General features: G+C 40.1%; 27 protein-coding genes and 1 other annotated feature. Of the genes, 6 read left to right on the top strand and 21 right to left on the bottom strand.

Annotated elements, in window-relative coordinates; all coding sequences use genetic code 11:
* Positions 1 to 13 precede the first annotated feature (13 nt).
* Positions 14 to 610, top strand: coding sequence for an anaerobic ribonucleoside-triphosphate reductase activating protein (gene nrdG / locus IGI68_RS07875; RefSeq protein WP_273230963.1), 597 nt, complete (start codon positions 14 to 16; stop codon positions 608 to 610).
* A gap of 104 nt (positions 611 to 714) precedes the next feature.
* On the opposite strand, the gene dinB is transcribed toward nrdG, so the two are convergent.
* The 11 genes from dinB to dnaX all read right to left on the bottom strand — a co-directional run bounded on the left by dinB (position 715) and on the right by dnaX (position 9,222).
* Positions 715 to 1,836 carry a DNA polymerase IV gene (dinB, locus tag IGI68_RS07870; RefSeq protein WP_438732081.1) on the bottom strand — a complete coding sequence of 374 codons (1,122 nt, stop codon included), beginning with the start codon at positions 1,834 to 1,836 and terminating at the stop codon, positions 715 to 717.
* A 73-nt stretch (positions 1,837 to 1,909) separates the two neighbouring features.
* On the bottom strand, positions 1,910 to 2,329 hold the full coding sequence (locus tag IGI68_RS07865) for a hypothetical protein (RefSeq protein ID WP_438732079.1): 420 nt from the start codon (positions 2,327 to 2,329) through the stop codon (positions 1,910 to 1,912).
* A gap of 83 nt (positions 2,330 to 2,412) precedes the next feature.
* The gene (gene rsmI, locus IGI68_RS07860; protein WP_438733249.1) at positions 2,413 to 3,264 is read right to left on the bottom strand and encodes a 16S rRNA (cytidine(1402)-2'-O)-methyltransferase; all 852 of its coding nucleotides are present in this window, start codon (positions 3,262 to 3,264) and stop codon (positions 2,413 to 2,415) included.
* 70 nt (positions 3,265 to 3,334) lie between these two features.
* Positions 3,335 to 3,685 (bottom strand): DNA replication initiation control protein YabA, encoded by a 351-nt coding sequence (locus tag IGI68_RS07855; protein ID WP_211272570.1) that lies wholly within the window; start codon positions 3,683 to 3,685, stop codon positions 3,335 to 3,337.
* Positions 3,678 to 4,508, bottom strand: a complete 831-nt coding sequence (locus IGI68_RS07850; protein ID WP_438732077.1) for a PSP1 domain-containing protein — start codon at positions 4,506 to 4,508, stop codon at positions 3,678 to 3,680. Before IGI68_RS07850 ends, IGI68_RS07855 begins: the two co-directional genes overlap by 8 nt.
* 25 nt (positions 4,509 to 4,533) lie before the next feature.
* Entirely contained in the window at positions 4,534 to 5,472 is a 939-nt protein-coding gene (gene holB / locus IGI68_RS07845; protein WP_438732075.1) for a DNA polymerase III subunit delta', read from the bottom strand.
* Positions 5,473 to 5,487: 15 nt separating this feature from the next.
* Positions 5,488 to 5,817: a cyclic-di-AMP receptor gene (locus tag IGI68_RS07840; RefSeq protein WP_438732073.1), complete on the bottom strand. Its 330-nt coding sequence runs from the start codon at positions 5,815 to 5,817 to the stop codon at positions 5,488 to 5,490.
* Positions 5,814 to 6,470 carry a dTMP kinase gene (gene tmk, locus IGI68_RS07835; protein ID WP_438732071.1) on the bottom strand — a complete coding sequence of 219 codons (657 nt, stop codon included), beginning with the start codon at positions 6,468 to 6,470 and terminating at the stop codon, positions 5,814 to 5,816. The genes IGI68_RS07840 and tmk overlap by 4 nt, the downstream gene beginning before the upstream one ends.
* A 42-nt stretch (positions 6,471 to 6,512) precedes the next feature.
* Positions 6,513 to 7,109: a recombination mediator RecR gene (gene recR / locus IGI68_RS07830; protein ID WP_071875026.1), complete on the bottom strand. Its 597-nt coding sequence runs from the start codon at positions 7,107 to 7,109 to the stop codon at positions 6,513 to 6,515.
* 22 nt (positions 7,110 to 7,131) lie between these two features.
* Positions 7,132 to 7,446, bottom strand: coding sequence for a YbaB/EbfC family nucleoid-associated protein (locus IGI68_RS07825; RefSeq protein WP_071875027.1), 315 nt, complete (start codon positions 7,444 to 7,446; stop codon positions 7,132 to 7,134).
* A 24-nt stretch (positions 7,447 to 7,470) separates the two neighbouring features.
* Positions 7,471 to 9,222: a DNA polymerase III subunit gamma/tau gene (gene dnaX, locus IGI68_RS07820; RefSeq protein WP_438732068.1), complete on the bottom strand. Its 1,752-nt coding sequence runs from the start codon at positions 9,220 to 9,222 to the stop codon at positions 7,471 to 7,473.
* A gap of 184 nt (positions 9,223 to 9,406) precedes the next feature.
* Between dnaX and IGI68_RS07815 the strand changes: the two genes are divergently transcribed.
* The 4 genes from IGI68_RS07815 to IGI68_RS07800 all read left to right on the top strand — a co-directional run bounded on the left by IGI68_RS07815 (position 9,407) and on the right by IGI68_RS07800 (position 13,703).
* Positions 9,407 to 10,648, top strand: coding sequence for an SPFH domain-containing protein (locus IGI68_RS07815; RefSeq protein WP_438732066.1), 1,242 nt, complete (start codon positions 9,407 to 9,409; stop codon positions 10,646 to 10,648).
* 15 nt (positions 10,649 to 10,663) lie between these two features.
* Complete coding sequence (locus IGI68_RS07810; protein WP_438732064.1) at positions 10,664 to 11,746, top strand: TFIIB-type zinc ribbon-containing protein; 1,083 nt, start codon at positions 10,664 to 10,666, stop codon at positions 11,744 to 11,746.
* Positions 11,743 to 12,552, top strand: coding sequence for a TPM domain-containing protein (locus IGI68_RS07805; protein WP_438732062.1), 810 nt, complete (start codon positions 11,743 to 11,745; stop codon positions 12,550 to 12,552). The genes IGI68_RS07810 and IGI68_RS07805 overlap by 4 nt, the downstream gene beginning before the upstream one ends.
* A 131-nt stretch (positions 12,553 to 12,683) precedes the next feature.
* Positions 12,684 to 13,703: a branched-chain amino acid aminotransferase gene (locus IGI68_RS07800; protein WP_438732060.1), complete on the top strand. Its 1,020-nt coding sequence runs from the start codon at positions 12,684 to 12,686 to the stop codon at positions 13,701 to 13,703.
* 76 nt (positions 13,704 to 13,779) lie between these two features.
* Here IGI68_RS07800 and IGI68_RS07795 read toward each other — a convergent pair whose 3' ends face one another.
* The 10 genes from IGI68_RS07795 to rpmG all read right to left on the bottom strand — a co-directional run bounded on the left by IGI68_RS07795 (position 13,780) and on the right by rpmG (position 19,979).
* On the bottom strand, positions 13,780 to 14,025 hold the full coding sequence (locus IGI68_RS07795) for a RidA family protein (protein ID WP_438732058.1): 246 nt from the start codon (positions 14,023 to 14,025) through the stop codon (positions 13,780 to 13,782).
* A 718-nt stretch (positions 14,026 to 14,743) separates the two neighbouring features.
* Positions 14,744 to 15,109 (bottom strand): 50S ribosomal protein L7/L12, encoded by a 366-nt coding sequence (gene rplL, locus IGI68_RS07790; RefSeq protein WP_071875712.1) that lies wholly within the window; start codon positions 15,107 to 15,109, stop codon positions 14,744 to 14,746.
* A 48-nt stretch (positions 15,110 to 15,157) separates the two neighbouring features.
* Positions 15,158 to 15,661, bottom strand: coding sequence for a 50S ribosomal protein L10 (gene rplJ / locus IGI68_RS07785; RefSeq protein WP_071875711.1), 504 nt, complete (start codon positions 15,659 to 15,661; stop codon positions 15,158 to 15,160).
* Between the two features lie 36 nt (positions 15,662 to 15,697).
* Positions 15,698 to 15,826, bottom strand: a sequence feature (ribosomal protein L10 leader region).
* A 51-nt stretch (positions 15,827 to 15,877) separates the two neighbouring features.
* Positions 15,878 to 16,567, bottom strand: coding sequence for a 50S ribosomal protein L1 (gene rplA / locus IGI68_RS07780; RefSeq protein ID WP_071875710.1), 690 nt, complete (start codon positions 16,565 to 16,567; stop codon positions 15,878 to 15,880).
* Positions 16,568 to 16,671: 104 nt separating this feature from the next.
* The gene (rplK, locus tag IGI68_RS07775) at positions 16,672 to 17,094 is read right to left on the bottom strand and encodes a 50S ribosomal protein L11 (RefSeq protein WP_071875709.1); all 423 of its coding nucleotides are present in this window, start codon (positions 17,092 to 17,094) and stop codon (positions 16,672 to 16,674) included.
* A gap of 152 nt (positions 17,095 to 17,246) precedes the next feature.
* Positions 17,247 to 18,116, bottom strand: coding sequence for an L-serine ammonia-lyase, iron-sulfur-dependent, subunit alpha (gene sdaAA / locus IGI68_RS07770; RefSeq protein WP_438732054.1), 870 nt, complete (start codon positions 18,114 to 18,116; stop codon positions 17,247 to 17,249).
* 12 nt (positions 18,117 to 18,128) lie between these two features.
* Positions 18,129 to 18,794, bottom strand: a complete 666-nt coding sequence (gene sdaAB, locus IGI68_RS07765) for an L-serine ammonia-lyase, iron-sulfur-dependent subunit beta (RefSeq protein ID WP_438732052.1) — start codon at positions 18,792 to 18,794, stop codon at positions 18,129 to 18,131.
* 173 nt (positions 18,795 to 18,967) lie between these two features.
* Entirely contained in the window at positions 18,968 to 19,513 is a 546-nt protein-coding gene (gene nusG, locus IGI68_RS07760) for a transcription termination/antitermination protein NusG (protein ID WP_071875706.1), read from the bottom strand.
* A gap of 128 nt (positions 19,514 to 19,641) precedes the next feature.
* The gene (gene secE, locus IGI68_RS07755; RefSeq protein ID WP_071875705.1) at positions 19,642 to 19,812 is read right to left on the bottom strand and encodes a preprotein translocase subunit SecE; all 171 of its coding nucleotides are present in this window, start codon (positions 19,810 to 19,812) and stop codon (positions 19,642 to 19,644) included.
* Between the two features lie 14 nt (positions 19,813 to 19,826).
* Entirely contained in the window at positions 19,827 to 19,979 is a 153-nt protein-coding gene (rpmG, locus tag IGI68_RS07750) for a 50S ribosomal protein L33 (protein ID WP_071875704.1), read from the bottom strand.
* A gap of 148 nt (positions 19,980 to 20,127) precedes the next feature.
* Here rpmG and cbpA point away from each other — a divergent pair, with 148 nt between their 5' ends.
* Positions 20,128 to 20,799 (top strand): cyclic di-AMP binding protein CbpA, encoded by a 672-nt coding sequence (gene cbpA / locus IGI68_RS07745; protein WP_071875703.1) that lies wholly within the window; start codon positions 20,128 to 20,130, stop codon positions 20,797 to 20,799.
* Positions 20,800 to 20,858 lie beyond the last annotated feature (59 nt).

The raw sequence follows: 20,858 nt of genomic DNA, 5'->3' as shown, positions 1-20,858 counted from the left end.
GGAGTAATAGGCCATGAGGAATCCCCAACCGAAAGAATGGGCAGCAAAAGATTATAGCCAAAACTACATTGCCGATTATAAAGCTTTTAATTTCGTTGATGGCGAAGGCGTCAGAAATAGTTTATACGTGAGTGGTTGCCTCTTTGCTTGTGAAGGGTGCTTTAATAAAGCTGTCCAAAATTTCCGATACGGCACGCCCTACACCGAAGAATTGGAAGAGCAAATTATCGCAGACCTCGCGCACCCTTCCGTCCAAGGACTCACGTTACTCGGCGGCGAACCTTTCTTAAATACAGCAGTCTGTTTAGCGGTCGTCAAAAGAGTCAAAGAAACCTTTGGCAATACTAAAGATATCTGGAGTTGGTCGGGTTATACATTTGAGGAATTATTACTAGAAACCGAAGATAAATTAGAACTCCTCGCTTCGATTGATATCTTAGTAGACGGTCGCTTTGAATTAAATCAAAAAGATTTAAATTTACAATTTCGCGGCAGTCGAAATCAACGAATCATTGATGTTAAAAAATCCTTGGCTCAAGGAAAAGCTATCATCTGGGAAAAATGCCATGATGCCGATCAAAAATTTGAACAAATTCAAAAATCAATTTAAACGAAAAACAGCGCACTCATAAAAAATGAGGCGCTGTTTTGCATTCTATTGAAACAGATTAGAACCATTTGTATGACAGCTATCGTGCTAACTGTCGACGGAATTCAATGGTTCGCATTTTCCCACAACGGTAAACGAATATTCTCATACGTAATTGGATCTAAATTCGTCAGCGTAATACCTAATAAACGAATCCCTTTTTCGATACCTAAAATTTCTTCCCAAATGGTGCTACTTTGCGAGAAAATTGCTTCTTTTGTATGAAGATAATCCGGTAACGTGGCGCGTCGCGTAATCGTCGTAAAATCGTCGTAGCGCACTTTTAATACAACCGTCTTCCCATGTTTCTGATGTCTCTTTAACGCACCCGCAACTTCTTCTGCGAGTTGTCGTAGTTGGCGTAACACTTCTTCTTCCGTCACTAAAGGTGAAGCATACGTATGCTCTTTCCCAATCGATTTTCTCTCGCGCGTCGTTTCAACGGGTGCATTATGAATCCCACGCACTTTACGATAAAGCGAGTACCCTCTTTTACCAAATTGACGAATTAACGCCATCTCTGATTTTTCATACAAATCTTGTCCCGTATAAATACCAAACTCATGCATTTTCGGTACTGTTTTTTTACCGACGCCATGAAATTTCTCAATCGGTAAGGGCAACAAAAAATCGAGCGCATCTTCCGGCGTTACGACAGTTAATCCTTTTGGTTTTTGAAAATCCGATGCGAGTTTCGCTAAAAATTTATTATAACTCACTCCCGCCGAACAGGTTAGCTGCAGTTCCCGCCAAATATCTCGTTGAATGAGTTTGGCAACTTTAATCGCTGAGGTACTATTTATTTTATTCGTTGTGACGTCTAAATACGCTTCATCAATTGACACCGGTTCAATGATATCAGTATAGCGGTGAAAAATTTTGCGGATTTCTTGCGAGATTTGTTGGTATTTTTCATAATTTCCAGGAACAAAAACGGCATGCGGACAAAGTTCATAGGCTTTTTGCGCACTCATTGCGGAATGAATCCCATATTGACGGGCTAAGTAATTGGCCGTTGTCACAACGCCTCTCCCTTTCGTGTCATTTGGATGGCGTGCGATTACTAGCGGTGCTTTGGCAAGTTCCGGCTGATCACGCTCTTCCACAGAAGCAAAAAAAGCGTCCATATCAATATGAATAATTTTTCTTGAGAGATCATTTTTTAATGGAAAAGTCATCTCTGTCATCTGTCTCACCTCATTATCATTATAATACAAACAGATGTTCTCATGCAAGGTTCGATGAACGACAAAAGAAAGACTACCGAGGAAACGTTAACTCATTCTTTGAGGTAGCAAGGGTTGTATGAACGAGGGTTTTTACGGTTATCGTCTCTTTCGAAGCACTTGTCATTTCCAATGTAATCTGTAACAGTTGCTCTCCGGCATCTAGATAACCAAATAAAACGTGTGATTCATTGTTAATCAATAGTTCAAGATGCGTATCCCCTTTGATTTCTTTTTCAGGTAACGGTATCTTAACTCCTTTAATGGTGGAAGCCTGATAAAGGAGACTTTCTTCATTTAAACCCACTTGCCGAATTTCAATTGGTAAAGCAATCGCTTCTTCACTTTTTATCTCGAGATAGTTCGCAACGCTTTTTTTAGGCCATAGTAAGCCTGTTAGCAACCCGAGGATAAAAATAAAGAGCAAAAAATAAAAAGTCCGCTTCTGTTTCATGGTCAAGTTCCTCCTGTTTTTAACGAATCGATGCACGAAAAACAGAAGCCTACCTCGACTTCTGTTTCCCTTATCCTATTTTCCTACTCAATTTCATGATACTCATTATAAACGACTTGTTTTTTTAATTGATTGCGTTTTGCGACTTCTTTAATGCTGTCATTTGGTTTAGAGCCGGATGCGATTAACGCTTCGACTTGCTCTTTTAAGCTGCGTGGATCGACGATGCCTTCAGCGACTTCTGTCGAGCCTGAAACCATCAGACAGCATTCCCCTTTAATGGTATGCTCCTTTAGATAGCGATTTAGTTCTTCTAAAGTACCACGTAAATATTCTTCATGGAGCTTTGTTAGTTCACGACAAACGACTGCTTGGCGGCTTTCTCCAAAGACTTCCATCATGACTTGAATCGTCTTTTGAATCCGGTGCGGTGATTCATAGAAAATGATTGTCGCCTCTTGTTCTTTAAATGTCTCAAGGGCGGTCAGTTGTTCCTTTTTCTTTCGTGGTAAAAACCCATGAAAATAATGGGGCTGTGGCATTAACCCTGAGGCAATCAAGGCCGTTAATCCGGCAGTTGGCCCTGGCAAAGCCACGACCTTGATTCCTGCTGCTAGACAAGCCACGACGAGTTCGTGTCCTGGGTCACTAATCGATGGCATCCCCGCATCGCTCACTTGCGCAATCGATTCGCCTCTTTGTAAGATTTCAATCAATTGGGGAATTCGTTCTTTATAATTATGTTCGTGGAAACTCCGTTGTGGGGTCGTTATTTCAAAGTGATTCAATAATTTTTGGGTATTACGTGTATCTTCACTCGCAATCAACGCCACTTCTTGCAACGTACGAACGCTACGAAACGTCATATCTTCTAAATTCCCAATCGGGGTCGGGACTAAATATAAAATACCCGATTCAACCCCTTTAAAACTCATTTGTACTTCCACTTCTTTCACCTCTTAAAAAAGACTGGTCACAATCATCTTGCACCAGTCTCACTTCTTCTTAGGATAGACCACTTTCGCGATAAATCACTTCTAAACAAAACGCACAAGGTTCATCATTGTCCCGTCGAGAGCCATAAAGATCATAACAGACATGAAACCCTTCTTCATAAATTTTTTCAAGATTTAAACGTGATTTCGATAGTTCTTGCTTCATTTTTCCGCTCGCATGTTGTGCGGGTTGATCCAATTCTCTTAAATGCTGACGTAATCGCTGATTTTCCATCTCTAACGTCGTATTTTTTTCGACAACTTCTTGTAAGGAAGACTTCATTTCAGCCATTTTTTTTAAGAGACCTTGCAATTCAGTTTCAAAATCATCCAAGCCATCATATAAAGAACGTTTATCCATGGACATGTTTGTCACCTGCTTTGACTACTTTTTCAATTTCTTCTGCATCATATTCCACCGGTACTTCTTTTCCAACTAATCGAACTTTTAAGACACGACTCATAAGATTCAACCCCACGACACGTCCTTTGCCGTCTGGTGTCATCACTTCTGTCCCATAGTCAGGTAATTCTCTTTTCGCCGCTTCATATTCATCATTTTCGTATTTCAGACAACACATTAAACGGCCGCACAATCCCGAAATCTTAGTTGGATTTAAAGACAAGCCTTGATCTTTTGCCATTTTAATCGAAACTGGCACGAAATCACCTAGGAAAGTAGAACAACACAACTGACGACCACATGGGCCAATCCCACCCAATATTTTCGCTTCATCGCGCACACCGATTTGACGCAGTTCAATACGCGTTCGAAAAGCACCCGCTAAATCTTTTACAAGTTCGCGAAAATCAATTCGTCCATCCGCGGTAAATTGAAAGACCATCTTACTACGGTCAAACGTATACTCCACATCCACCAATTTCATTGCCAATTGGTGTTGATGGATTTTTTGCTTCGCGATAATCAAGGCTTCTTTCGCCTCTTTGATATTATCTTCATGTTGCTGAACTTCTTTTTCTGAAGCGAGATGTAGCACTGGTTTGAGTTCATCAGGAACATCTTCTTCTGCCATTTCTTTATTGGGAATTGCCACTTGGGCCATGTATTTTGCTTGTTGGGATTCGACTAAAACGTAATCACCGTACGAAAACTGCGTCTTACCTGGTGAAAAATAATAGATATGACCGGCACTACGGTAACGAACGCCTATGACTTCAACCATGGGGTTTCCTCCTATCCATTGAATCTCATTCTTTGAACAGTATTCTTAAGCTCAGTTGCTCCGCTACTCCTTGAAAAGGGACATTTGCTGATAGTTTTTGTTGTCCTTGTAAAATAATTTCGACTTCACGGTTGGCTGCGACTCCAGATACTTGATGCTGCAACAGTTGGTTTCGCTCATTTTGAAAATAAAACAACAAAATCGCCAAAATATCTTGTTGCTGCTGTTTTTCTTTGGCGATTGTCATAATCGCTTTTTGAACGTAAATAAAAGCTTGGGAATCTTTCTTCTTTAAATAAAGAAACCACTGCTCAATAACATCCTTAGCACCATTAAACCATTCATCTTCCGAGATTTCAACTGCTTTGTGATAACTATTTGTTAGACTAGCTAAGAGATTGGCACTTTTTTCATTGATTCCATTATCTTGTAATTGTTTGACTAATTGTTGTTTGTTTAATGGGTTAAAATGAATGATTTGACACCTTGATTGAATGGTTGGCAACATCTTGCCTAAACTCTCGACTTCCAGAATCGCTAACATTTCCCCTTCAGGCTCTTCCAAAAATTTCAACAAACTATTTGCGGCACTGACATTCATCGTATCGGCTTGCTGGATGATAAAAATTTGCATCCCTTTTTCAAACCCTTTACGCGAAAATTCGCTTTGTAACTGACGAATTTGATCGACTTTAATCGATTGTCCTTCTGGTTGAATCACGCGTACGTTAGGATGTTCCTCCATCTCAATTCGCTTACACTGAACACAATTCCCACATGGTTCTTCTTCCCTTACTTGCTGACAAAATAAACGTTGGGCTAACCATAGACTCAACTCATGTTTCCCTGTTCCTTTGTCTCCTTCAAAAAGATAAGCATGAGCGATTCGCCCATGCTTAATATTTTTTTTCATTAGAGAAAAGACATGGGCTTGATTTGTCGTTAAAAAATCTTGCACAGACATTTCTTTCCTCCTCGATTAATATTGGTAGAAACCATCAATTGGCAACACAAACACCGTTGCGCCTCCCACTTCAACTTCAACAGGATACGGTACTTGTCCGTCCATCGAAACATCGAGTGACATCGAACTTGATAAATATTGTTTTCTTGATTGACACGTTTTTTTGATGACTTCCAACGTCTCTGGAACTCGAACTTCTTCGACTCCAATCATAAACGTGCTATTTCCTGCTTTTAAAAAACCACCGGTAGAAGGCAATCTTGTTGCACGAATATTGGCATCAATAAAAGCATTTGCTAAACGATTACTATCTTTATCTTGAACAATGGCCATCACTAATTTCATACACGTCCATCTCCTTTAAAATAATCTGGATAACTCGCAACAATCACATTAAAACTTTCATCGACAACTTCTTGTAATCCCGTTCGCGCATCGATTCGATGAATGCGTGACGGATTTTCTTCTAACAATTTTAAGTACGCATGACGCACTCGCTGATGGAATTCTAATCCTTCTGAGTCTAAACGATCAATTTGATGCGTCCGGTTTTGTTGAATCCGACGTAATCCTGTATCCGAATCAACGTCTAAATACAGGGTAAAATCAGGTTGGGTCCCTTCTGTTGCAAATTCATTTAGTTGGGCAATTTCAGCCATCCCAATTCGACGTCCCGCTCCTTGATATGCCAAGGAACTATCGACAAATCGATCACAAATCACGATTTTACCTGCATTTAAAGCAGGTAAAATGACTTCTACTAGATGCTGACGACGAGCAGCTGCATAAAGTAACGCTTCTGTCCGTTCATCCATTTCGCCATGTCTTGGATCTAAAATAATTTGACGAATTTTTTCGGCAATCTTACTCCCACCGGGTTCTCTTGTTTTAATAATGCCTTTTTTTGCAATCATTTGCAAGCGAGGATACAACTCATTAATGACACTCGTTTTCCCTGCACCATCTGGCCCCTCAATTGTTATGAAAATTCCACTCACGATTTACTCCTCCATCTAATCCTTCTTTTCGACCCCTATTAGTTAAAGCTCTCTGCGACCTTCAACCGCTTTTAGCAACGTCACTTCATCCGCATATTCAATATCACTACCCACCGATAATCCATGGGCTAAACGCGTCACTTTAATCCCGGCAGGTTTGATTAAACGAGAAAGATACATCGCTGTCGCTTCGCCTTCGGTCGTCGCATTGGTTGCGATAATCACTTCTTTCACCGTTTCGTTATGCAAACGACTAATTAAACTCGCTAAGTTAATGTCTTCTGGACCGGTTCCTTCCATCGGTGACAGCACCCCATGTAAGACATGATAGAGTCCGTGATATTCGCGAACTTTTTCTAAAGCCATCACATCTTTGGCTTCTTCCACCACGAGAATGGTTCCTTGATCCCTTGTTTTATCACGACAAATACTACAAGGATCTTCCTCGGTTAAATTCCCACAAATATGACAAAAACTTAAATCTCTTTTGGCACTTAACAACGATTTTGCAAATTCCGTCACGACTTCATCTTTCATTTCAATCGTATAAAAAGCAAGACGGGTCGCTGTTTTTTGACCAATCCCTGGTAAGTTCATATAGCTTGCAATCAATCTTGCAATCGGCTCAGGATATTGCACTCTTCATTCCCCTAACTTTTGATTAAAATCCAGGTAGCCCTTTGGTGTATTTACCCATGACAGCTTCCGTTTCTTTTTCAATTTTTTGAATGACATCATTCACGGCCATTGTCACTAAATCTTGTAACATTTCCGCATCATCTGGATCGATAATCGCCGGATCAATGATAATTTCTTGAATCCGTTTATCCCCTTTACCGTAAGCTTTGACATACCCATTCGTCGCTTCACCGACAAATTCGCGTTCATTTAATTCTTCTTGTGCTTTAACCATTTCTTTTTGCATTTTTTGTACTTGTTTCATCATGCCTTGCATGTTACCCATTCCTCGCATCATTGTGCCTCGCTCCATTTCTTTTCATTAAGATTCTTCTTCAATAATTGTCGCTAAATCGCCAAATAATTCTTGCGCTTTTTCAACGACAATGGCTTCTTGTTTTTCTTGTTGCATATGATCTATTGTACCACTTTCTTCTTCCGAAGGTTCAACCACTGACAATTGACTTGCTTGCGCCTGATAGCCACTTAAAAATTCTTGCCGGAGTTCTCCCCAATTTTCTTTCGGAATGAAGACAATTTCAGGTGCATAATCTTGAATTAAATTACTTAAATGATTATGTAAAGATAAGCTTAACGCATCATCGTTCGCGGCTCTTTGACAAATAATTTCGTATTCGAAGGCGATAATTAAGCCATTTGGACTTGCCGCCTTTGGTTCACTCGACCGTAACATTGCTTTATGCGTAGCCGGTAAAAACCCTAGCAGTTCTTCCCAAGCTAACTTAACTTGTTCTAAGTTCGGTCTAGTCGCCTCTTGTAAGACGCGAAATACTTTTTCTCTTGGCAAGCGGAAACTTGACGGTGTTGCTTTGACTCGTTTGGCTGATTGATCCACCGAATTAGTCGCTACTTGCACACCATTTGTTTTAAATGCCTTAACTTCTTGTTGCAATTGTTTAATCGCTTCTTTTAATTGCGTGATTTCTTGTTGATCAACAGGACTACTTTGCGCAAGCGTGGTCGGCTGTTTGGCCTGCGTACTTCCTAACTTCACCATCGCAACTTCTAAATATATCTTTGGATTCGTCGTTAAACGCACGTCATTTTGGGTTGCATTTAAAATATCAATCCATTGATAAATTTGTGTGGGATCAATCGTTTGGGCCATTTCTTTAAACTGATCCGTCAAGGTATTGGATTGATCCGCTAACAAAGAAGGGGCTTGTTGGTAAATTAATAAATCGCGACAATACGCGAGTAAATTTTCCAGTAAGCGTCGACTTTCTTTCCCTGAAGCTAAAATGTCATCCAACTGCTGCAAAGCAATCGCAACTTGTTGTTCATGCCAGGCTAACACGAGTTGATCCATTAACTCAAACGTTAAACTTCCCGTCACTTCAAAGGCGTCCGCTAACGTGATTTTACCGTCACTAAAAGAGATGCCTTGATCTAAAATACTTAACGCATCGCGCATTCCACCTTGTGCCGCTTGCGCAATCACTTGTAGTGCCTCTGGTTCAAACGCAATCTCATTAACCGTCAAAATATGGACTAAGTGGTCGACAATATCTTGCGTTTGGATTCGTTTAAAATCAAAACGCTGGGTTCTTGAAATGATGGTCGCCGGAATTTTATGCGGCTCTGTGGTCGCTAAAATAAAAATGACATTCTTTTTTGGCTCTTCTAACGTCTTTAATAACGCATTAAAGGCACCGGTAGAAAGCATATGAACCTCATCGATAATATAAATCTTATACGTTGCTTGGGTCGGTGCATAGTTAGCTCGTTCACGAATGAACCGGATTTCTTCCACGCCATTGTTACTTGCCGCATCGATTTCGATGACGTCTTCTTGCGTTCCCGCCGTAATTGACTGGCAAATCTCACACGTGTTACACGGTTCTCCGTCTTCTTTATTGGGACAATTAATGGCCTTGGCAAAAATTTTTGCGGCACTTGTTTTCCCTGTTCCTCTAGGGCCCGTAAATAAATAAGCATGGGATATTTGATTTTGCACAATTGCATTTTTCAATGTTTGTGTAATTGCCTTTTGCCCAACAATATCTTCAAATCGCTGAGAACGCCATACACGATACAATGCTTGATAAGCCATCTTCATCCACCTCATTTTTAAATCACTATCTATTATTATACGAAATATTTCCTGAAAAAACTACAATTTACCAAAACTATTCTTAGCCTCTCCTCCTTGCGCCGGATACTAAAAAGAAATGGACTTATGGTATAATAAATTTATAATCATATTTTCATCATAAAAATTGAATGGAGGATCTAACATGGGTTTAATTAAAGCAGCAACAAGTACAATTGGTGGTGGTTTTGCCGATCAATGGTTAGAGATTATTGAACCAAACGACATGAGTGATACGACTGTTTTTACAAAAGGGGTAAAAGTTCGTAAAGACAGTAAAAGAGGATCAAATCGCAAAGGCACGGATGATGTCATTACCGATGGTTCAGTCGTACACGTTTATCCCAATATGATGATGCTACTCGTCGATGGCGGGAAAATTATTGACTATACCGCAGAAGAAGGCTATTACACAATCAAAAATGATCTAGCCCCTTCCATGTTTAATGGTTCCTTAAAAGGAGCGATTGCTGAAACATTTGATCGCTTTAAATTCGGTGGCGTAACGCCCCAAAAGCAACAAGTTTTTTATGTGAACTTACAAGAAATTAAAGGCATCCGTTTTGGGACATCTTCGCCCTTAAACTATTTTGATAATTTTTATAATGCCGAGCTCTTCTTGCGCGCACATGGGAATTATTCGATTCGAATTACCGATCCGATTTTATTTTATACGAATGCGATTCCTAAAAATAAAGATCACGTGGACATTAACGAAATCAACGAGCAGTACTTATCGGAATTTTTAACTGCCCTGCAAGCAACGATTAATCAAATGTCAGCCAACGGAGAACGGATTTCGTATGTTCCTTCAAAAAGTATGGAATTAAGTCGTTACATGGGGACTGTCTTAGATGAAAGTTGGAACCAACTACGCGGGATGGAAATTGTCTCCGTTGCGGTCGCAAGTATTTCTTATACGGATGATTCAACCAAATTAATTAATATGCGTAACCAAGGAGCCATGCTTGGTGATCCAAGTATTCGCGAAGGCTTTGTGCAAGGTTCGATTGCCAAAGGAATGGAAGCAGCTGGTAGTAACGCAGCGGGTGCCACAACCGGTTTTATGGGTGTTGGGATGGGCATGAATGCCTCAGGTGGTTTCTTCCAACAAGCTTCGCAAACCAATCAACAGCAAATGGAACAACAAAAAGCGCAACAACAAGCACAACAAGCCGATCAGTGGACGTGTTCCGAGTGTGGCACTGAGAATACCGGGAACTTCTGTAGTCAGTGCGGCACAGCCAAACCCAAAGCGCAAACCGCGCCCGCAGTGAGTATCAAATTAAAATGTCACGCTTGTGGCCAGCCTGTCGAATTAGCAAATGGCGTTCCAAAGTTTTGCCCCGAGTGCGGCCAGCCGTTTCAAGGAGTACCCCTAGACTAGTAAAGGAGGATTCTGATGGATATTATTACACATAAATGTCCTAACTGTGGTGGTGCGTTAACCTTTGATCCAAGTGATCAAAAATTCCACTGTCCGTATTGTTTCAGTATTTTTACGGAGCAAGAAGTGACCGATTTTGAAGAAAAACAAAAAGAAGCCACAATGCAAAACGAAGCACCTCCTGTGACAGACGAACACAGCGAGTCACCACCTGAAAACACAATGAGTCTCTTTCTTTGTCCAAGTTGCGGCGCTGAGATTGTGACGGATGAAACGACAGCTGCTACCTATTGCTATTTCTGTCATAACCCAGTTGTCTTATATGGCCGTTTAAGTGGCGAGTTTTTACCAAATAAGGTTTTGCCATTTAAAATTGAAAAAGAAGAAGCCGTCAAACAGTTCCTTGCTTGGACTAAGAAGAAATGGTTTGTGCCGCCTTATTTCTTTGACCAAAGCCAAATTGAAAAACTCACAGGTGTCTACTTCCCTTACTGGGTCGTAAATGCGAATGGTCAAGGAGAACTCTCAGGAACTGGCACGACCTTGCGCATTTGGCGTGTCGGTGAGATTGAATACACAGAAACCAAACAATTCGCCGTCGAGCGTCAAGGGAACATTCAATTTAATGATTTAGTCAAGAATGCCTTGTCGAAAAATACGCAGCAAAAAATGGTGGAAAGTGTACAACCCTTCCCGATTGACCAAGCGATTGATTTTAAAAATCAATATTTAGCCGGTTTTCAAGCAGAAAAAAGAGATATTGAATACCAAACCCTTTCTGAGAATGTCAAAAAAGAATTAACAGAGTACGGCGAATCAATCTTACGAAATTCCGTTAATGGCTACACGAATTTCCGTAAATCAAATAGCCAGTTAACACTCGAAAAAATTGACAAGCAGTACATGCTATTACCGGTTTGGTTAGTGACGTATCGCAACAAACAAGACTCAGATACGATCTTTTACTATGCGATGAATGGCCAAACAGGTAAAGTGAGCGGTGTCTTACCGATTAGTTATAAGCGACTTGGTTTAGTGACAGGCGGCATTTTTGCCGTGATCGCGATCTTGCTGATGATTGGAGGGTATTTCATATGAACGTCAAAAAAACGCTCGTCAGTCTCCTATTCATTTTCAGTTTTCTTTTGTTCACACCAGCAGTCTTTGCGCAAGGCGTGACCGTCACAGACAATGCGGGTCTCTTTACCGCTGAAGAAATCGCAGAATTAACTGACTTAGCGACGGATATCAACCAAACCATTAAAGGGGAAGTCTTCATCGTCACGACGACTGACAATACGCAAGATCCTGAAACATTTGCCGATGATTTCTTACGCGAACAAATTGGCAATGACAATAACGGTTCCGTTTTACTTTTGGATATGGGACAAAGAGAAATTTATATTTCAACTTCTGGGAACATGATTGATTACCTCACGGACTCGCGGATTGAGCAAATCTTAGATAGCGTGTATGAAGGCATGTCTGAAGCAAATTATATTCAAGCTGCTCGAAGTTATTTAACGATGAGTCAATCCTTCATCGAAAGTGGCGTTCCAAGAGGTCATTATCGGGTTGATCGCGACACCGGGAAAATTACCTATTATAATGTGCTGACGTTTGGCGAAATCCTTTTTGCCATCATCACGGCTGCGATTATTAGCGGCGTCGTCTTCTTTATCGTCAAATCACGCTATCAAATGAAATCTGGGACGTACACCTATCCGTTCCTCGAGCAATCGAACTTCAAATTAAGTAAAAAAGAAGATCGATTAACCAATTCTTTCATCACGACTCGACGGATTCCAAAGCCACCAGCAAATACTGGCGGTGGTTCCGGCGGCGGAAGCACCACCCATTCAAGCGGTGGCGGTACATTTGGTGGCGGTGGCAGAAGTTTTTAATTCTGAAATTCGCCAAGCAGAAATGATGAGACTTTTTCATCGTTTCTGCTTTTTTACATTAATTGTCAGAAAATAATGACAATTAATTTCATAAATGCTATACTAATGAAAATTAAAAAGGGGATAACGCAATGGAAAATAAGATAAATTGGGAAGAGTTGGGTTTTAGTTACATCAAAACGCCGTGGCGGTTTACAGCGAAATGGCAAGATGGGCAATGGAGTCACGGTGCTCTAACGGGCGATAACCAGTTGACCATCAGCGAAGCTTCGACCGCTCTTCATTACGGACAACAGTGTTTTGAAGGCTTGAAAGCCTATCGGAGAAAAGATGGTGGGGTGAACCTCTTTCGACCGGACCAAAATAGTCAACGCTTAAATCGCAGTGCACGTCGTTTATATATGCCTGAAGTTCCAGAAGAGATGTTTATTGACGCGGTTGAACAAGTTGTGAAAGCAAATGAAGCATTTGTGCCACCTTACGGCACGGGAGGAACATTATATATCCGACCATTATTAATCGGGATTGGCGACATGATTGGTGTCCAACCAGCACCTGAATACTTGTTCACTGTTTTTTGTATGCCGGTAGGTCCTTACTTTAAAGGGGGACTCACACCAACGAACTTCATCGTTTCTGATTATGATCGAGCAGCGCCGAATGGAACTGGCGCGATCAAAGTTGGTGGCAATTATGCCGCAAGTTTATTACCTGGGCAAGAGGCACATGACAAAAACTTCTCTGATTGTATTTACTTAGATCCGCAAACTCATACAAAAATTGAAGAAGTTGGGTCAGCGAATTTCTTTGGGATTACCAAAGACAATGAATTTGTCACACCTCAATCTCCTTCCATTTTACCAAGTATTACAAAATATTCTTTACTGTATTTAGCGGAGCATCGTCTAGGATTAACTGCTATTGAAGGCGATGTCTTTGTCGATGACCTCGATCGTTTTATCGAGGCAGGTGCTTGCGGGACAGCTGCGGTTATTTCGCCGATTGGTGGCATTCAATACGGCGAGAACTTCCATGTCTTTTACAGCGAAACAGAAGTTGGTCCCGTGACTAAAAAATTATACGATGAACTAACAGGGATTCAATTTGGTGATAAAGAAGCGCCAGAAAACTGGATTATCGAAGTGTTATAAAAATAAAAACGAGCAACTTTCAAGTTTATCCTTGAAAGCTGCTCGTTTTTTGAATGATTCCGTTTCAATCATTTTCCTAAACCAATGATTTAACCGGCGTTCCTTCTGCATTCCCAACAACGACGTCAATTTGAATTAATGCCCCTTGTGGTAAATGCTTCACACCCACAACTCGACGAGCGGGTGTCGCTGTTTTGAAAAACGTTGCGTAGAATTCATCCACTATTGGCATATCGGATACATTCGTGACATAGAGATTCACTTTGACCACATCTTCTAAGACATGTCCGATACTTTCAACAATCGTTTGAATATGCGTCAAACACTGGGCGTTTGCGTTTGAATATCTTCGCCTACAAGGTGACCTGTCTTTGGATCAATTGGGAGTTGAGGGGATAAAAACATTCGAGTAAGCCTTTTCATTTTTACTGTTGACCTAGCATAACAGGTTTTTATTCAATAAGATAGCCTTTCAAAAAAGTTTTGATAGTTCGTTGAATCTTCCTTCCTCACTTTGTTCAATTCGTACAAACAACATTTACCCTAAAAATTCAAATCGAAAAGGGAACGAATTGAAGGGATCTCCTGAAACGGTTGATTAGAAATTAATCTTCAGGCTGTATAACTTTTAATGTTGATGACTAAAATCCGTCTTATTCCTCAACATTTTTTTCGGATCAATTATTTTTTTGATGCTAGACTCATCACTTAAACATTTTCTTTTATCATTTCTTTCATCGTTTGACGAAATAGACATCAAAAAGAGTTGAAATACTAGCGGATCGAAGAAAAATGCCTTGTGTCAGCTACGTTAAAAGACGAAATGTGAATGACTCTAGGACGTTCTTCAGCACGTATCTAGAGTTTGAAGCTTTCGAGCTGAGCGTCTCGCAGCCCCCATACAAGGCGATTTTTCATAGGGTAGCGCGAAATGTCATCCACATTATTTGGTGAAGAGACAATATTCATTTACAAAAAATAAAAAAAGAGCCAAAATCCTTATATAATAAGGATTCTGACTCTTTAACATTCAAAAAGAATTATTTAACAGTTACAGATGCGCCAACTTCTTCTAACGCAGCTTTCAATGCTTCAGCTTCTTCTTTAGCAACGCCTTCTTTAACAGCAGCAGGAGCGCTATCTACTAAACCTTTAGCTTCTTTTAGTCCTAAACCAGTTGCTTCACGAACTGCTTTGATAACTTTAACTTTTTGATCGCCAGCAGAAGTTAATTCAACAGTGAATTCTGTTTGCTCTTCAGCAACAGCGCCACCAGCAGCAGCTACAGCTACAGGAGCAGCAGCAGATACGCCAAATTCTTCTTCGATTGCTTTTACTAAGTCATTTAATTCTAAGATTGTTGCGCCTTTTAGCTCTTCAACAATGTTCTCAATGTTTAATGCCATTTTAAGTTCCTCCATTTAATAGATAATTTTTTTGTGTTTAAGCAGCGATTAAGCTACTTCTTCTGAATCTTTCTCTGCAACTGCATTGATTGCGTAAGCCACGTTGCGGACTGGCGCTTGTAATACAGATAAAAGCATAGATAAAAGACCTTCGCGGCTTGGTAATTTCGCCAAAGCAGTAACTTCTTCCAAAGTTGATACTTTACCTTCGATAATACCGCCTTTAATTTCCAATGCTTTTGCTTCTTTTGAAAATTCATCAATGATTTTCGCAGGTGCAACAACATCTTCGTTACTAAATGCAACAGCAGTTGGTCCTGTAAATACTTCATCCAAACCTTCTAATCCTGCTGCTTTCGCTGCACGTGAAAGGATTGAGTTTTTGATAACACGGATTTCAACATTTGCGTCGCGTAGTTGTTTACGTAATTTTGTTACTTCATCTACAGTTAATCCACGGTAATCGACGATCACCACAGATGCAGCTGTTTTGAATTTTTCTGTTACTTCTTCAACGATAGCGGCTTTTTTAGCAATAATTGCTTCACTCATTATTAATTTCACCTCCTGATTTTGATGGAAGAGCCTCTATAAATACAAAAAGCCCTATGCCACCGTAGACATAGAGGGACTATTGAATGTTCTCATCAATAAACGTCCTCGGTAGGAATTATGACTAGTGTCACCTACTGTCTTCGGTACAGTTAATATTTAACCTCAGTCATCGTATCACAGATACAATGACTGAGTCAAGTATTTATTGTCTAATTAAAATGAATCTGTTGCTACGTGAACACCAGGTCCAAAAGTAGTCGTTACTGAAATGTTTTTCATGTATTGACCTTTAGCTGCTGCAGGTTTTGCTTTGATTAATACGTCATGAATTGTTTTGAAGTTCTCAACTAATTTCGCATCGTCAAATGATACTTTACCGATTGGAACATGGATGTTTCCAGCTTTATCAACACGGTAAGTAACTTTACCAGCTTTTACTTCTTCGATTGCTTTTGTAACGTCCATTGTTACAGTGCCTGTTTTAGGGTTAGGCATTAAACCTTTAGGACCTAAGACGCGACCTAATTTACCCACTTCAGCCATCATATCTGGAGTCGCTACAACAACATCAAAGTCGAACCAGCCATCTAAGATTTTTTTAGCTAAGTCGCCTTCGCCAACGTAATCAGCACCAGCAGCTTCTGCTTCTTTTGCTTTTTCGCCTTTAGCGAATACTAAAACAGATTGTGTTTTACCAGTTCCGTTAGGTAATACTACTGCTCCACGGATTTGTTGATCTGCTTTCTTAGGGTCTACATTTAAACGGTAAGCAACTTCAACCGTTGCGTCAAATTTTGCAATGTTTGTTTCTTTTGCTAATGCTACAGCTTCTTCTACTGAGTAAGCTTTAGTAGCGTCAATTTTTTTCAATGCATCTTGCATTTTTTTGCTTTTTTTAGCCATTTTGTGTTTCCTCCTTATGTGGTTTTAACGGTAGAACCTCCCACGTATCCTATATCTTTCAACATAGTACGAACCGAGAAGCTACTTCGTTAGGGTTGTAGAAATTACTCTACTGTAATCCCCATGCTTCGTGCAGTTCCTTCAACCATACGCATTGCTGCTTCAAGCGATGCTGCGTTTAGGTCTTCCATTTTCAATTCAGCGATTTCTTTTACTTGATCAGCTGAAACTTTTGCAACTTTATCTTTGTTCGGTGTACCTGAACCTTTAGCAATGTTAGCAGCTTTCTTTAATAATACTGCTGCTGGTGGTGTTTTTGTAATGAAGGTGAATGAACGGTCTTCATATACAGAAATCACAACTGGAATGATTAGTCCTGCTTGGTCAGCTGTACGAGCGTTGAATTCTTTTGTGAATCCCATAATGTTTACGCCTGCTTGACCTAATGCTGGTCCTACTGGTGGAGCTGGTGTTGCCTTCCCTGCAGGAATTTGTAACTTAACGATTTTATCTACTTTCTTTGCCACGAGACATACCTCCTTGAGTCCGTGATGTGGTTAATTGGAGATACAAATTTCTCCTCCCACTTACTACTTCATATTGCGAGCATGCATGCACAGACACACACACTCCAAACATTATAACAAAAAAAATCAAAAACACAACACTTTTTACTCAATTATTCTGTTCCCATCATTTCTTTTGTTAAGCGTTGTGCCGTTGGGGTCATCGCTAGGCCCCCTTCTGCGGTCTCTTTAAAGATTGCCGGCATCTGCCGTCCGACTTGATACATCGCCGCAATCACTTCATCTGCCGGAATCACACTTTTGATCCCAGCAAGTGCCATATCTGCGGAAATAAAGGCTTGGGAAGAACCTAGCGCATTGCGTTTCACACACGGGACTTCTACTAAACCCGCGACCGGATCACAAATTAAACCCATCATATTTTTTAAGGTAATGGCAACAGCTTGGGCGGATTGTTCCGCACTGCCGCCTTTTGCCCAAACTAATGCAGCAGCTGCCATCGCACTAGCTGAACCAATCTCAGCTTGACAACCACCTTCCGCTCCTGAAATCGAGGCATTATTCGCCATGACTAAGCCAAATGCACCTGCAACAAATAAAAAATCAAGTTGTTGCGCACGAGTCAGGCCTAATGGTTCACGGCAAGCCATTAAAACTCCTGGAACAACACCCGCACTTCCGGCAGTAGGTGTCGCACAGACTAAGCCCATTTTGGCATTGACTTCATTAACAGCAATCGCATTACGTACCGCATTTAAAATGATTTCTCCGCTTAAAAATTCTCCCGCTGAAAGATAGGCATTCATACGCGCCGCATCCCCTCCGGTTAATCCTGTCACCGAAGTCACCCCTGCCACACCTTCAATTATTGATTGCTCCATTACTGTTAAGTTGCGCTCCATTAGTTGGAGGATTTCTTCACGAGAACGACCGGTGAGTGCAATCTCGGTCGCAATCATTAATGCTGCAACAGAATCATAATTTTTGCTTTGTACGATTAGTTCTTCGATTGAATGAAACATTTCTTTACTCCTCTACTCAAAATATGACGCGCTATATACCGCATCCATTTGTTGAATTTCTGCTAAAAAATCATCCCGGCGCTCATCCGTCTCAATAATCATAATCGCTTTTTCACCTTTTGATTCACGCGTGACCGTCATGGTACTAATATTGACATCCGCTTGCGAGAATAGTTGGGTGATTTTTGCAATCATACCAGGAACATCTTGTTGGACAATCACAAATGTCGGTGTTCCTAGCGACAAGGACAGCTTAAAGCCATTGACTTCAGAAATTTGAATATTCCCGCCGCCAATCGAGATGCCGGTCACTGTTAATTTATGTGCGCCTTTGCTAACTTTTAATTGCACCATATTCGGATGCTCCGCTTTTTCTTTTTTTGGAACAAAACAAACTTCCATTCCTTGTTCATGCGCAATTTTTAATGAGTCAGCTAAATGCTCGTCGTCGGGTTCCATTCCTAATAATCCCCCAACCAGTGCAATATCGGTACCATGACCGCGATACGTTTTTGCAAAAGATTCATATAAATAAATATCGACACTTGTTGGTTGTTCCCCAAAAATACGACGCACGACTTTACCGATTCTTGCCGCGCCAGCTGTATGGGAACTGCTCGGTCCCACCATGATCGGCCCAATAATATCAAAGACACTCCGATACTTTAATTGATCCATGATCTACTCTCCACTCCCTCGTATAAAACAATTAATCATTCTCCTTACATTACAATGTCAGCGAAGACAAAACAAGCGCTCTTGATGAATTTTATCAAATATTTTCTTTTATGAATCAACAAAAAAAAGAGCCACAACAACTCGCTGTTTAGACTCTTCTTTCACGTATTCAATTAATCAATTTTATCAATTTGATCGAAATCAAGTTCTGTACTGGTTTCACGACCAAACATTTCAATATTGACTTTTAATTTTTGTTTTTCTTCGTCAATTTCTGTTACTTGACCTTCTAAACCAGAAAAAGCACCTTCAATCACTTTGATGGTTTCGCCGATTTCTAAGTGAAGGTCATTATTCCGAACGTTCATTCCTAATGAACGTAAAATAGAATTAATTTCTTCTGGTAGTAACGGTGCAGGTTTACTTCCAGCGCCATGTGACCCAACGAATCCTGTAACACCTGGTGTATTACGAACCACGTACCATGATTCATCTGTCATCGTCATCTCAACTAATACGTAACCTGGGAATGTCTTGTTGATTACTTCTTTTTCTTTGCCATTTTTTACTTCTGTTGCTGTTTCTTCAGGGACAACGACACGAAAAATATAATCCCCCATTCTCATACTTTGAGCACGAGATTCAATATTTGCTTTTACTCGGTTCTCATAACCTGAATAGGTATGTAATACGTACCAGCTTTTTTCAAAAGATTCCATTTTTGATTGACTCCCTATCATTCTTTGTCTTTTATCCAAATAAAAAAACCTCAGACAATCCGAAGTTTTTTTCTCAAGTATGATTATACCATTTTTTCTAAGTTTCTGCTAGTGAAAATCATTTACACTTATTTCAAAATCCAGCTAAAAATGGTTTGGATGCCGGTATCCATTACATAAAATAAAAGTGCAAAAACAAGAGATGTTTCTACTACAATGATTGTATCTTTACGTAATTGTTTCCCACTTGGCCAAGTGACTTTTTTCATTTCTTCTTTGACGTTGCTTAAAAATTTCATACTTTCGGCCTCCTTTATTTCGTTTCGCGATGAAGTGTGTGTACTTTACAATACTTACAAAATTTCTTGATTTCTAATCGTTCAGTCTTTTTCCCTTGGCTTACTGCTTTTGCGTAGTTACGGGAACCACAGACGGAACAAGCTAAGGCTGATTTATTTACTGCCATTTCACGGCCTCCTTTGTTTCAAAAAAACGAGAGTCACTAATAGTAAATCTATCACGATTTTAAAAAACTGTCAATTCTATCTATGCCTTTCTTTATTTGTATGATATTATAATCAAGTTAGAAATAGATGAAATTTGGAGGAGTAAAAATGTTATTAGAAACTATCGTCACTCCCAAGAAAGACTTGACGATTGTAACCGAATCTCTGACTTTGGCAGAAGCACTCGAGATTTTAGAAGCGTCCAATAATCGCTGCGTGCCTATTTTAGATGAGGATCATCAATTATTTAGGGGAAATATTTACCGTATGCATATTTATCGCCACCTCGCCAGTCATGGAGACATGAATTTACCGGTTACTTACTTATTAAAAAATGCGACGAAATTTATTTATAGTGATTCTTCCTATTTTAATCTCTTCTTTTCAATGAGAGACTTACCATATATTGCCGTGTTAAATGAACAAAAAGAATTTCTTGGCATCTTAAGCCACGAAAAAATGTTGAATGCTTGGTACGATCGGATCGGATTGGATAATAGCAGTTATACATTAACCATCGAAACCAATGGTAAACAAACAGACTTGACGGCGATTACCAAAATTGTTTCAAAAGTATCGCCCATTCTCAATTGCTTGACGCTCAACCTTGTTCCAAGTGAGACGAAGCAAGAAGTCTTAATCTCATTGCCAGAAACAGTCGATGAAGAAACAAAAAATAAAATTATTTACCGTTTAGAAAGAAAGAAATTTCACGTAACCCGTGTTGATTCTAGACTACCCGAACCACGTGAATTTGAATATGAAAGCAAATCATATTAAGTCATAGCGTTGAAAGGATAAAATACGCTAAAAGAAGTTGTTCATTTAATCAGCCAAAC

The sequence above is a fragment of the Enterococcus sp. DIV1314a genome, assembly GCF_051713805.1.
GTDB lineage: Bacteria > Bacillota > Bacilli > Lactobacillales > Enterococcaceae > Enterococcus_I > Enterococcus_I aquimarinus.
This window is presented reverse-complemented; position numbering and strand designations above follow the sequence as displayed.

Coding starts and splice junctions, on each gene's coding strand:
- nrdG (WP_273230963.1), top strand. CDS start 14: ATGAGGAATCCCCAACCGAAAGAATGGGCAGCAAAAGATTATAGCCAA.
- dinB (WP_438732081.1), bottom strand. CDS start 1,836: ATGACAGAGATGACTTTTCCATTAAAAAATGATCTCTCAAGAAAAATT.
- IGI68_RS07865 (WP_438732079.1), bottom strand. CDS start 2,329: ATGAAACAGAAGCGGACTTTTTATTTTTTGCTCTTTATTTTTATCCTC.
- rsmI (WP_438733249.1), bottom strand. CDS start 3,264: ATGAGTTTTAAAGGGGTTGAATCGGGTATTTTATATTTAGTCCCGACC.
- IGI68_RS07855 (WP_211272570.1), bottom strand. CDS start 3,685: ATGGATAAACGTTCTTTATATGATGGCTTGGATGATTTTGAAACTGAA.
- IGI68_RS07850 (WP_438732077.1), bottom strand. CDS start 4,508: ATGGTTGAAGTCATAGGCGTTCGTTACCGTAGTGCCGGTCATATCTAT.
- holB (WP_438732075.1), bottom strand. CDS start 5,472: ATGTCTGTGCAAGATTTTTTAACGACAAATCAAGCCCATGTCTTTTCT.
- IGI68_RS07840 (WP_438732073.1), bottom strand. CDS start 5,817: ATGAAATTAGTGATGGCCATTGTTCAAGATAAAGATAGTAATCGTTTA.
- IGI68_RS07825 (WP_071875027.1), bottom strand. CDS start 7,446: ATGATGCGAGGAATGGGTAACATGCAAGGCATGATGAAACAAGTACAA.
- dnaX (WP_438732068.1), bottom strand. CDS start 9,222: ATGGCTTATCAAGCATTGTATCGTGTATGGCGTTCTCAGCGATTTGAA.
- IGI68_RS07815 (WP_438732066.1), top strand. CDS start 9,407: ATGGGTTTAATTAAAGCAGCAACAAGTACAATTGGTGGTGGTTTTGCC.
- IGI68_RS07810 (WP_438732064.1), top strand. CDS start 10,664: ATGGATATTATTACACATAAATGTCCTAACTGTGGTGGTGCGTTAACC.
- IGI68_RS07805 (WP_438732062.1), top strand. CDS start 11,743: ATGAACGTCAAAAAAACGCTCGTCAGTCTCCTATTCATTTTCAGTTTT.
- IGI68_RS07800 (WP_438732060.1), top strand. CDS start 12,684: ATGGAAAATAAGATAAATTGGGAAGAGTTGGGTTTTAGTTACATCAAA.
- rplL (WP_071875712.1), bottom strand. CDS start 15,109: ATGGCATTAAACATTGAGAACATTGTTGAAGAGCTAAAAGGCGCAACA.
- rplJ (WP_071875711.1), bottom strand. CDS start 15,661: ATGAGTGAAGCAATTATTGCTAAAAAAGCCGCTATCGTTGAAGAAGTA.
- rplA (WP_071875710.1), bottom strand. CDS start 16,567: ATGGCTAAAAAAAGCAAAAAAATGCAAGATGCATTGAAAAAAATTGAC.
- sdaAA (WP_438732054.1), bottom strand. CDS start 18,116: ATGTTTCATTCAATCGAAGAACTAATCGTACAAAGCAAAAATTATGAT.
- sdaAB (WP_438732052.1), bottom strand. CDS start 18,794: ATGGATCAATTAAAGTATCGGAGTGTCTTTGATATTATTGGGCCGATC.
- nusG (WP_071875706.1), bottom strand. CDS start 19,513: ATGGAATCTTTTGAAAAAAGCTGGTACGTATTACATACCTATTCAGGT.
- secE (WP_071875705.1), bottom strand. CDS start 19,812: ATGAAATTTTTAAGCAACGTCAAAGAAGAAATGAAAAAAGTCACTTGG.
- rpmG (WP_071875704.1), bottom strand. CDS start 19,979: ATGGCAGTAAATAAATCAGCCTTAGCTTGTTCCGTCTGTGGTTCCCGT.
- cbpA (WP_071875703.1), top strand. CDS start 20,128: ATGTTATTAGAAACTATCGTCACTCCCAAGAAAGACTTGACGATTGTA.